The organism is Vibrio sp. 1S139, assembly GCF_041439475.1.
In the GTDB taxonomy this organism is placed as follows: Bacteria; Pseudomonadota; Gammaproteobacteria; order Enterobacterales; family Vibrionaceae; genus Vibrio; species Vibrio crassostreae_C.
Map to the genome: position 1 here is coordinate 1 of NZ_JBGOOD010000090.1, position 11,750 is coordinate 11,750.

The following is an 11,750-nucleotide window of genomic DNA, read 5'->3' on the forward strand; positions in this document are numbered from 1 at the left end:
GAGCGCAACCTTGCCAAGGTTGAGGTCATCGGTTCGAACCCGATGTATCGCTCCAGCTTTCTTCTAAAAAAGCTAATAAGTACTTTAAACCTCTGTGTTTAAAGGCGACCACAAAGGTCACGCTCTTTCTTTAATGCTGCGAAGCATAATCCCCCCAAAAAAGCAAATAATCCTCCATCATGGTGGATATTTTTTTGTCTTAAATTTTTCTTAGCAACTGGAATGCTAGTAAATATCAGGTCTCTGAAGCAGACACTTGAGGTTTTTCACATCTATAAACAGACTTATCCACAAAATGTTAGGTGTGGATAACTTGGTTGATAAAGTTGTTTCAGGCTTAATTCTTTACCTATCCCTAAAAGATCTTTCTTGTTTTCAATATATTAGATGAATTGCAGCGATCGTAACTTGTTGTTTTTTATCAAGTTGGATGCCTATCTTGGATTTAATAAAAGATCGTTAACTTGTTGTTTTTTGATCTTAATCATTTATCGGTACTGTGTTTAACTTTGCTCGGGTGTCGGAAGTTTACGAGAGTTCTGAATTTTTTCCACATTGTTAGAATTGAGAACAAGGTCAAACATTGTTCTAAAATTATGTGCAACGAGTTGTCTTAAATATTGGACTATCGATGTGGGTGTCGCTGTCAATCGTTGATACCAAAAGGGCTAGGCGTCTCTTGGTAGTCCTTTCTCTACTATACGTATCAGTCTGTGCTTTTTGGTGGAGATTTTGCTGTTACTTTTTTGCACACAGCTATTTTTCTGCGTAGAGCTATCTTCTTGCACACTGCTAGCGTTGGGTAACTGCTGTAGTTGTTTATTCAAAGCCCACTCAATATGCACATCAAGCATTTCGTTTTTGCCTTGATGAGACTCCAGGGTTTCAATAATGCGTTGTTGAAATGGTGCATTGCCCATCGCAACAAAGATATTGCGTAACCACTGGGTGTGGCCGATACGTCTGATTGCTGAGCCTTCCATTTTCTTTAGGAAGGTTGCTTCGTCCCAACTTGAAAGTGAAACCAGATCGGCTTCTTGGAAATCTTCTCTGCGGTGAAAGTCTGTTTGCTCTGTGAGTTCGGCATGACGATTCCACGGGCAAACTAACTGACAATCATCGCAACCGTAGATACGGTTACCAATGGCATCTCTATACTCTTCAGGGATCACACCATCATATTCAATGGTTAAGTACGAGATACATTTGCGAGCATCCACTACGCCATCAGCAATAATGGCACCCGTTGGGCAAGAAGTGATACATGCGGTGCATTTGCCGCACTCATCAACACTGGGTTCATCCGTGGGAAGAGGGATGTTAACTAACAGCTCCCCTAGAAAGAACCAAGAGCCAGCGTCTTTATCAAGAATTAATGAGTGTTTACCTGTCCAGCCCAACCCTGCTTTTTGAGCGAGTGGTCTTTCCAAAATGGGCGCTGAATCGACGAAAGGGCGTGAGTCTAAACCCTCGACCTCTTTTTCAATTCTTTGTCCTAGCTTTTTCAACTGGTTACGGAACAATTTGTGATAGTCGCGGCCTAAAGAATAGCGGCTGATGTAGCCTTGAGTGGTATCGCTTAGGTTAGAGGCGAACTGAGCTTCTGGTGGTAGGTAGTTCATTCGAGCGCTGATCACTCGAATTGTGCCTGGGTGAAGTTCATCAGGACGTGCACGCATCATCCCATGTCGAGCCATCCAATCCATTTCGCCGTGGTTGCCAGCATCTAGCCATGCTTGAAGAGGGGCTTCGTGTTCACTTAAATCAACATCGCAGATGCCAACTTTTTGAAAGCCCAGCTCTTTTCCCCAGATTTTAATTTTTTCAGCAAGATGGTCTAGATTCATGGCTTATTTCTTATTTTCTCTGTTTTACAATTAGAGATAAGGCTAATTAAAATTAGGTTCGGCAAAAATGGGGGCGGATCTTAACGGATCTTAGTGGTGTTGACCAGAACAGACGCGTTTTGAGCAGTATTTTTCATAGAACTTACACTTGAGTGCTTGTCTCCCAAAAGCATCACGGTTTACTATTCTTGTTCTTTTGATTTTTATATAGTCAACGATCGATTTTTAGAGAACGTATTCATGAGCACGAAACAATTTACTTTGAAAGATGAACAAGCAACGATTCAATTAGGAACGGAGCTTTCGAATCTTTGCTCACAGCAGACGACTATTTATCTGCATGGTGATCTTGGCGCAGGCAAAACGACCTTTAGTCGTGGCTTTGTAAAAGCACTTGGCCATCAAGGAAATGTAAAAAGCCCAACGTATACTCTAGTTGAACCTTATCAACTTGCAGATTGGCAGGTGTACCACTTTGACCTTTATCGCCTAGCAGATCCTGAAGAGTTAGAGTTTATGGGAATTCGTGACTATTTTACGCCGGATGCTATCTGTTTGGTTGAGTGGCCTGAGAAAGGTTATGGGATGCTACCAGAAGCCGATTTGGATATTGATATTCGTTACCAAGACGATCACCGTATTGTTTCTTTAACCGCTAATAGTGAATACGGACAGCGCTTACTTAGTCAGTTGGAGTTATGTTGATTTCTAAACGCCTTATTTCAACAGTGGCCATGATGGCTGCTGTTTTTTCTATACTGTTTTCTTCACTTGTTTCTGCAAACTCACTGAAAAGTTTAAGGGTTTGGCCTTCTCCAGAAGAAACTCGTGTGGTTATCGACTTAAAATCAGAAGCGGACTTTAGCTATTTCACCCTGAGTAGCCCGAGTCGCTTAGTGGTTGATTTAAAAAATACCAGTCTTGCGACTAAGTTACCGGTCGAGGTGAAAGACAGCCCTGTTCTATCTAAGATTCGTAAGAGCTCACCGCCAGACAAAAACACCTATCGCTTGGTTTTTGAGTTAAAGAAGTCGTCTAAAGCAGAATTATTCAAACTGAGCCCGACCCCAGGTGGTCAGTATGGACACCGTTTGGTGATCGACTTACCTCATGGTGCGGCAAGTAAAGCGACTTCGACACCGAGTAAGCCAACGGTAAGTAAGAACATTAATCAGGTTAAGCGCCAGAAAGATATTCTAATTGTGATTGATCCTGGCCACGGTGGTGAAGACCCAGGTTCGATTGGTCCTACGCGTAAATACGAAAAAGACGCGACTCTGAGTATTTCTAAGAAGTTAGCAGCTCAACTGAATGCGGTCCCGGGGATCAAAACTCGTATGACTCGTAATGCTGATTACTTTGTGAACCTGAATCGACGTGTTGCGATTGCTCGAGAGAATGAAGCTCACCTGTTGATCTCTATTCACGCCGACGCCTTTACGACGCCTCAACCAAGAGGTGGTTCAGTGTTTGTATTGAACACTCGCCGCGCAAATACAGAGATCTCTCGTTGGATTGAGAATAAAGAGAAACAGTCTGAATTGCTTGGTGGTAGCGGTGCAGCGTTCACAAGCAATATTGATGATAAGAACGTAAACCAAACCCTGCTTGATTTGCAGTTTAGCCACTCTCAAAAAGAGGGCTACAAACTGGCAACGGCAATTCTGTCTGAAATGGGTAAGGTTGCGAAACTGCACAATAGCAAGCCGATTAACACCAGCTTAGCAGTATTACGTTCACCACAGATCCCATCAGTACTGGTAGAGACAGGTTTTATTTCGAATCCGACGGAAGAGAAGCTTCTTTTCCAACGTTCGCACCAAGATAAATTGGCACGAGCAGTGACTAAAGCGGTGGTTAAGTATTTGAAGGCTAACCCGCCTGAAGGGATTATCTTGTCTAACGCAACGTCATCAACGGGCAGCGTGAGCCAACATAAAGTCTCTCGTGGTGAGTCTTTGTCTGTGATTGCGAGCAAGTATGGTACGTCGACACAGACGTTGATGAAGTTCAACAATCTGAAATCGAGCAGCCTAGCAATTGGTCAAGTACTTAAGATTCCAGGCAGTGCTTCAACTTCATCATCAAGCAGTGCGGTTAAAACTAAGACCATCACTCACACGGTTAAGTCTGGAGAGTACCTAGGTAAGATCGCCAGCCGCTATAAAGTGTCGGTGGCTGATATTAAACGTGAGAACCGTTTGAAATCAGAGACGGTGAGAGTAGGCCAAAAGTTACGTATTACGGTTGAAGTTAAAGATGTTCCTCTGCGCAAACACAAAGTTGCAAGAGGTGATTACCTTGGCAAGATAGCTTCGAAATACGGCGTGAGCGTCAACAGCATTCGCCAAGCGAATAAGCTAAGATCTGACAGTCTAGCTATCGGCCAAGTGTTGATTATTCCTCACAAGTAGTCTTGGGAATGCTAAACAGCTTCAGGTATATCAATGATAAAAAATAAGAACTAGTGCAAACGTAGCAGCGTTTCCATCAATGGCAGTAAGGTAGCTATAAATATGACGATCAAAATACTGCCAGCTCGGTTAGCTAACCAAATCGCAGCGGGTGAGGTGGTAGAAAGACCCGCTTCTGTTGTAAAAGAGTTGGTTGAGAACAGTTTGGATTCGGGTGCCACTCGTATCGATATTGATATCGAGAAAGGTGGCGCCAAGATGATCCGCGTTCGTGACAATGGTAAAGGCATCGTAAAAGATGAGCTTGCCTTGGCACTGAGTCGTCATGCTACCTCCAAAATCCACACTCTTGATGACCTAGAGGCGATCGTCAGCCTCGGTTTCCGTGGTGAAGCGCTGGCGAGTATTAGCTCGGTTGCGCGCTTGACCATGACTTCACGCCCTGCCACTCAAGATCAAGCTTGGGCAGCACACAGTGAAGGCCGTGATATGCAGGTGAAACTGCAGCCTGCGGCGCATCCTATTGGCACTTCGGTTGAGGTGTTGGACCTGTTCTTTAATACGCCAGCACGCCGCAAATTCTTACGCACCGAGAAAACTGAATTCACCCATATTGATGAGTTGCTTAAACGCATCGCATTGAGTCGTTTTGATGTGACGATCAACCTTCGTCATAACGGCAAGATGATTCGTCAGTACCGCGCTGCAAAAACACAAGTTCAAGCAGAAAAGCGAATCGCTGCGGTATGTGGCAATCCTTTTGTTCGTCATATGCTTAAGATCGAACTTGAGCATCAAGGCCTAAAACTTCATGGCTGGATCACCACGCCAGAAGGAGCAAGACAACAAAGCGACCTGCAATACTGCTATGTGAATGGTCGTATGATGCGTGACAAGCTGATCAATCATGCGATTCGTCAAAGCTACGAAACCAGCCTGCGTCCAGACCAATTCGCGACGTATGTGTTGTTCATTGAACTCGACCCACATCAGGTGGACGTGAATGTCCACCCTGCAAAACATGAAGTGCGTTTTCATCAAGCGCGCCTTGTGCATGACTTTATTTACCAAGCATTGAGTGATGGTTTAGCACAGAGCAAGCAGATCGATGCTGCACCAATCAATCAGTCGGCTTTTCATCAGTCAGAAGTGATTCATCATCAGCAAGATAGTACGAGCTCTGCAGTTGATGGTGTTGCAAGTTTCGCTGAGCCAGAAAGCGTAATGCCTAGCAGTTCGGATCAAACCCAAGTTTCGGATAGGGTGCGACACGCTATTGAGCAAACGCCTGCCTACCCGAGAAAAGCAGAATCAGAGCACGCTTTTGATAAGCCTCAACACAGCGTTAATGATGGTGGGCGACATTATGTTTCATCAATTAGCCCAAGCTCATCAACCAGTCCAAGTTCATTAGCTGGCCGAAGCTCGTCTGCTAGTGAAAGCAACTTTACAGGCTCTCCTCGCCAAGAGTGGATTGAGTCTCGACCTGAACCTAAAAAAGAGAAAGAGCCACACCAACATCATGGTGAACCCGCGCCATCTAAGCGAGAAGTGAAAGCCTATAAAGAGCTTCTGAAAACGCCAGATTTTGATGAGCAAGTTGTACAGCCTTCATCTTCTCAAGAGCATGTGGCACCAGTAGAAACCAGAGACAACTTAGAAAATAAAGAAAATAAAGAAAATAAAGAAGCTAAGCCTGCTCAACAGAATCCTGTTCATTTAAAGCCAAGAGCACCTGTAACGGACTTGGGCAAAGCGGTCTCGATTGTGGAACGTCAGTATCTGGTAATGGGCAATAAGAACGGCAGTGTGCTGGTTTCCTTGGCTAAGGCTGAGTTATTGCGTGTTGTTGGTCAGCTTGATACTCGAGGTGGTGCGTTAAAAAGCCAACCACTATTGGTGCCTTTATCGATTAAGCTGGGTAGTGAACTTGTCGAAGTTGCTAAGGCGCTGAGTCAAACTCTGGCATTACTGGGGATTGAGCTTAAGGCGCGAAACAGCGAGGCGGTAATGGTGATGGGCGTGCCTTCTCCTTTAAGGCAGCAAAACTTACAAATTTTGATCCCAGATCTGTTATCTTACGCGGCTTCAATAAATGCCCAGGGTGCAGTGAAGCAACCTAATGACATGTTGTCAGCTTTGGTTAACTGGATCGGGATTCAAACCGCACAAGTAAAAAGCGACTACACTTTATCTGAAGCGGTTCAACTAGTTGGGGAACTAGAACAACTTTGGCATGGTCTACTTCCATTAGATGATCCAGAGTTTGTTAATCCTATCGACTTTTCAGCGACTATAGCCGCGTTTACGGTTTAATTTTTTCGCGACGACCTTTGTCTTTTTAGCTGAATACGTCGCGACACAAAGCCCTTTGCTAAAAAGCGCTAAAACAGAGAAGCAAATACAAAATATCATGACTGAAAAATTACCTTTAGCGTTGTTTTTAATGGGCCCAACGGCGTCAGGAAAAACAGATTTAGCTATCCGCTTACGTCAGAAATACCCTGTAGAGATCATCAGCGTCGATTCGGCATTGATCTACAAAGACATGGATATTGGTACCGCTAAACCGGATGCGGAAGAGCTTGAGCTCGCGCCTCATCGCTTGATTGATATTTTGGATCCAAGCGAAGCGTATTCTGCGGCAGATTTTCGTCGTGATGCGATCAATGAAATGAATAAGATTGTAGCGGAAGGCAAAATCCCGTTACTTGTTGGTGGCACAATGCTGTACTACAAAGCATTGTTGGAAGGTTTATCGCCATTACCAGCCGCGGATCAAGAGATTCGTAAGCAGATTGAAGCGGAATCTATCGAACAAGGTTGGCAGGCATTGCACGATCAATTAAGAGAGATAGATCCCGTATCCGCTGAAAGAATACACCCAAATGATCCACAAAGGCTTTCAAGGGCATTGGAAGTTTACCGAATTTCGGGTAAAACATTAACAGAGCTAACTCAAACGAAAGGCGATAGCCTGCCATTTCGTGTAAAACAATTTGCAATAGCTCCCAAGGAAAGGACTGAACTCCATCGCCGCATTGAGCTGCGTTTCGAGAAGATGATAGAAGCTGGGTTTGAAGATGAAATGAAGGCGTTGTACGCCAGAGAAGATCTTCACCCTGAACTGCCATCGATCCGATGCGTTGGTTATAGGCAGATGTGGGATTATTTAGACGGTAATTGTGATTTAGACGAAGCGGTTTTCCGTGGTGTCTGTGCAACCCGTCAGTTGGCCAAGCGACAAATCACCTGGTTGCGCAGTTGGGATGATTTAACTTGGTTAGATAGCGAAAACATTGATCAAGCGTTAGAAACTCTTTCAGATGCAATAGCATCTGATTAGTATTGCTGTGTATAATGCGATCGCTTTTGCGTGAATATACTCTGGAAAGGATCCGTTATTGAGGCTTTTAAAAATCACAGCCTTTCAATAACAACGGAGTTTTTTTATTCATTTAGCTCAGATGCAAAGGCCGCACCTTTTTGTGCACCACTAGCTAAATAATTACAACAAAATACAAATAAGGAAAATAAAATGGCTAAGGGGCAATCGCTACAAGACCCATTCCTAAATGCACTCCGTCGTGAGCGCATTCCAGTCTCTATCTATCTTGTTAACGGCATTAAGCTGCAAGGTCAGATCGAGTCTTTCGATCAATTCGTGATCTTATTGAAGAACACAGTAAACCAAATGGTTTACAAGCATGCGATTTCTACTGTGGTACCTGCTCGCGCAGTTAGTCACCACAGCGGCGAGCAACGCACGCCATCTGATCGTCCAGAGAAGACTGAAGATTAATCGTTCAATTTGTACAGCTTGCGCTGTAATAAGGAGTTGGTTGCTTGTTTGACCGTTATGAATCCGGCGAGCGAGCCGTACTTGTTCATATCAACTTCACGCAAGAGGGAGAATGGGAAGATCTAAGCGAATGTGAAATGCTGGTCTCCTCAGCGGGGGTAGAAACGCTACAAGTGATTACTGGTAGCCGACAATCCCCACTCCCTAAATACTACGTTGGAGAAGGTAAAGCCCTAGAAATCGCACAAGCTGTTCAGCTGACCGGTGCTGAAATTGTGATTTTTAACCACTCCCTCTCTCCTGCCCAAGAGCGCAACCTCGAGCAATTGTGTAAATGTCGTGTGATTGATCGCACGGGTTTGATCTTAGATATTTTTGCACAACGTGCGCGAACTCATGAAGGTAAGCTACAAGTTGAGCTCGCTCAGCTTCGTCATATCTCTACCCGATTGATTCGTGGTTGGACTCACCTTGAAAGGCAGAAAGGTGGTATTGGTCTTCGTGGTCCAGGTGAAACTCAACTGGAAACCGATCGACGTTTGTTGCGTGACCGTATAAAGGCAATACTACGTCGTTTAGCGAAAGTTGCTAAACAGCGTGAACAAGGACGACGTGCTCGTAATCGAGCTGAAATCCCAACAATTTCTTTGGTTGGTTATACCAACGCAGGGAAATCAACACTTTTCAATCGCATCACAAGTGCTGGTGTTTATGCGGCAGACCAACTGTTTGCAACCCTAGACCCAACACTACGTAAGATTGATTTGGCAGATGTCGGGCCTGCAATTCTCGCAGATACCGTAGGTTTTATCCGTCATCTACCACACGACTTGGTCGCTGCGTTCAAGGCAACATTACAAGAGACGCAGGAAGCTGACATTTTGTTACATGTTGTTGATGCCAGTGATGACCGTTTTCGTGAGAACATTCAGGCTGTTCATGAAGTATTAGAAGAAATCGATGCTCATGAAGTGCCAACCCTTGTAGTCATGAACAAAATTGACTGCATGGAAGACCAAAAACCTCGAATTGAAAGAGACGAAGAGGGCGCACCTCGCGCTGTTTGGGTTTCTGCAATGGAAGGAGAAGGTATTGAGCTACTGTTTGAAGCTTTAACTGAGCGTTTAGCTAGCCAGATGGTTCAATTCCGGTTGTGTATTCCACATCAACATCAGGGTCGCATTCGCAGCTTATTCTTCGAGATGAAATGTATTCAACAGGAAGAGTATGATGAAAATGGTAACTTGTTGATAGATATCCGAATGCAACAAATAGATTGGTCTAAACTTGAAAAAAGAGAAGGGGCGCTCTTAGGTGACTTTATCGTTACCAAAGAGACTGCTACAGTATAACGTCATATCAAATGATGGAGCTTTCTAATGGCGTGGAATGAGCCTGGAAATAACAACAACGGCGATAATAACGGCCGCGATAATGACCCTTGGGGTAATAAAAATAATCGCGGCGGCCGAGATCAAGGACCGCCAGATCTAGACGAAGTGTTTAATAAACTAAGTCAAAAGTTAGGTGGCAAGTTTGGTAAAAAGGGTGGCAACGGCAACGGACCATCTATTGGTGGTGGCGGTGCAATTGGCTTTGGTGTCATTGCCGTTATTGCTATTGCTATCTGGTTCTTCGCTGGTTTCTACACTGTTGGCGAAGCAGAAAGAGCAGTAGTACTTCGATTAGGTCAGTTCGACCGTATCGAAGAACCTGGTCTTAACTGGCACCCACGCTTCATCGATGAAATCAGTGATGAGCAACTAGTAAACGTTCAAGCGATTCGTTCTCTACGTGCTGCTGGCACGATGCTAACGAAAGATGAAAACGTTGTGACCGTTGAAATGGGTGTTCAATACCGTGTTTCTGACCCATACAAGTACTTGTATCGTGTAACGAATGCAGACGACAGTTTACGCCAAGCAACCGATTCTGCGCTTCGTGCGGTAATTGGTGACTCACTAATGGATAGTATCCTGACAAGTGGTCGTCAGCAGATTCGTCAAAGCACTCAAGAAACGTTGAACCGTATTATTGATAGCTACGACATGGGTATTCTGATTGTTGACGTGAACTTCCAGTCAGCACGTCCACCTGAGCAAGTGAAAGATGCATTTGATGATGCTATCGCGGCTCGTGAGGATGAAGAGCGTTTTGAACGTGAAGCTGAAGCTTACCGAAATGACATTCTTCCAAAAGCAACAGGTCGTGCTGAGCGTTTGAAGAAAGAAGCGGTGGGTTACTCAGAGCGCACAGTTAATGGTGCTCTAGGTCAAGTTGCTCAATTCGAGAAACTGCTACCTGAATACCAAGCTGCTCCTGAAGTAACACGTAACCGTATGTACCTAGATACAATGGAAAAAGTGTACTCAAGCACATCGAAAGTCCTGATTGATTCTGAATCAAGCGGTAACTTGCTATACCTACCAATTGATAAGCTAGGCGCACAAGGTGGTTCTCAGTCGGGCTCTCGCCCTGCAAAAGCATCATCAACTTACGATCAAATTGAGTTAGAAACTCAAGTGGATCCAAAGCCTAGCACTCAAACTCGTTCAGACAGTTCACGCCAAGGGAGATACTAATAATGCGTAAATTAATGATCCCTGTATTAGTTGTGACGATTGCCCTTCTATTGATGTCAGTGTTTGTGATTCAAGAAGGTGAGCGTGGCATGGTAATTCGTTTTGGTCGAGTTCTCGATGACAACGGCGTATCACGAATCTATGAACCAGGTCTGCACTTTAAACTACCGATGTTTGATCGCGTAAAAGTACTTGATGCTCGTATTCAAACGATGGATGGCCGTTCTGACCGTTTCGTAACATCAGAGAAAAAAGACGTTCTAATTGATACTTACGCAAAATGGCGTATTGCTGATTTTGGACGTTTCTATCTGAGTACCGGTGGCGGTAATATCATGACGGCAGAAGCACTTCTTGAGCGTAAAGTGACAGATGTTCTTCGTTCTGAAATTGGTTCTCGTGAAATTAAGCAGATCGTGTCAGGCCCTCGTAACAAGGACATCCTGCCAGACTCTGCTGATAGCGAAGTCGTCACAACGGTAGCGGCTGCAGAAGCACTAGAAGTTGATGGCGAACGCGATAAGATCATGGAAAACGTTTTGTCTGGAACGGCAGAAAGTGCGATGGCTGATTTAGGTGTTGAAGTTGTTGATTTTCGTATGAAGAAGATTAACCTTCCTGACGAAATCAGTGAATCTATCTACCGCCGTATGCGTGCAGAACGTGAATCGGTTGCTCGTAGACACCGTTCTCAAGGTCGTGAGAAAGCGGAAGTTATCCGTGCTCAAGCTGAGCTAGAAGTGGCAACAGTTCTTGCTGAAGCTGACCGTACAGCTCGAATCACTCGTGGTGATGCGGATGCAGAAGCAGCGAAGATCTACTCTGATGCGTTCAGCAAAGATCCTGAGTTCTACGGCTTCATGCGTTCATTGCAAGCTTATGAGACATCATTTAGCGATAAGAGCGACATTCTAGTACTGGATCCGAAGACTGACTTCTTCCAATACATGAATCAAGCAAGCGGCGCTCCAGCAAAATAAGCTGATGCGTTAGCGAATGCTTAGCTTAATAAGCAAAATACGTTAAAAACTTAAAAGGCTCCCATTGTGGGTAATGCCGATCGTTTAAGAAGACTTGAACGATCCTGCAGTTAGCAGATAATCCC

Annotated in this window: 9 protein-coding genes; 8 read left to right on the plus strand and 1 reads right to left on the minus strand. The window is 44.6% G+C overall.

All coding sequences use genetic code 11. The annotated features are described in order from the left end of the window. Positions 1–668: 668 nt before the first annotated feature. A complete protein-coding gene (queG, locus tag ACED46_RS20130) occupies positions 669–1,847 on the minus strand; it encodes a tRNA epoxyqueuosine(34) reductase QueG (protein WP_017059922.1) in 1,179 nt (392 codons plus the stop codon). A 240-nt stretch (positions 1,848–2,087) separates the two neighbouring features. Between queG and tsaE the strand changes: the two genes are divergently transcribed. From tsaE to hflC, 8 genes are all read left to right on the plus strand, one after another. Beyond that, the gene (gene tsaE / locus ACED46_RS20135) at positions 2,088–2,552 is read left to right on the plus strand and encodes a tRNA (adenosine(37)-N6)-threonylcarbamoyltransferase complex ATPase subunit type 1 TsaE (RefSeq protein WP_004735870.1); all 465 of its coding nucleotides are present in this window, start codon (positions 2,088–2,090) and stop codon (positions 2,550–2,552) included. Further along, entirely contained in the window at positions 2,546–4,261 is a 1,716-nt protein-coding gene (locus tag ACED46_RS20140) for an N-acetylmuramoyl-L-alanine amidase (RefSeq protein WP_017067933.1), read from the plus strand. The genes tsaE and ACED46_RS20140 overlap by 7 nt, the downstream gene beginning before the upstream one ends. 102 nt (positions 4,262–4,363) lie before the next feature. After that, entirely contained in the window at positions 4,364–6,577 is a 2,214-nt protein-coding gene (gene mutL / locus ACED46_RS20145; RefSeq protein WP_371722277.1) for a DNA mismatch repair endonuclease MutL, read from the plus strand. Between the two features lie 97 nt (positions 6,578–6,674). Next, entirely contained in the window at positions 6,675–7,607 is a 933-nt protein-coding gene (gene miaA / locus ACED46_RS20150) for a tRNA (adenosine(37)-N6)-dimethylallyltransferase MiaA (RefSeq protein ID WP_017059926.1), read from the plus strand. A gap of 192 nt (positions 7,608–7,799) precedes the next feature. After that, entirely contained in the window at positions 7,800–8,063 is a 264-nt protein-coding gene (gene hfq / locus ACED46_RS20155; RefSeq protein WP_017059927.1) for an RNA chaperone Hfq, read from the plus strand. Positions 8,064–8,107: 44 nt separating this feature from the next. Continuing rightward, on the plus strand, positions 8,108–9,415 hold the full coding sequence (gene hflX / locus ACED46_RS20160; RefSeq protein WP_017059928.1) for a ribosome rescue GTPase HflX: 1,308 nt from the start codon (positions 8,108–8,110) through the stop codon (positions 9,413–9,415). A 27-nt stretch (positions 9,416–9,442) separates the two neighbouring features. Then, positions 9,443–10,645, plus strand: coding sequence for an FtsH protease activity modulator HflK (gene hflK / locus ACED46_RS20165; protein ID WP_371722278.1), 1,203 nt, complete (start codon positions 9,443–9,445; stop codon positions 10,643–10,645). Between the two features lie 2 nt (positions 10,646–10,647). After that, positions 10,648–11,625, plus strand: a complete 978-nt coding sequence (gene hflC / locus ACED46_RS20170) for a protease modulator HflC (protein ID WP_017059930.1) — start codon at positions 10,648–10,650, stop codon at positions 11,623–11,625. The last annotated feature ends 125 nt before the right edge of the window (positions 11,626–11,750 follow it).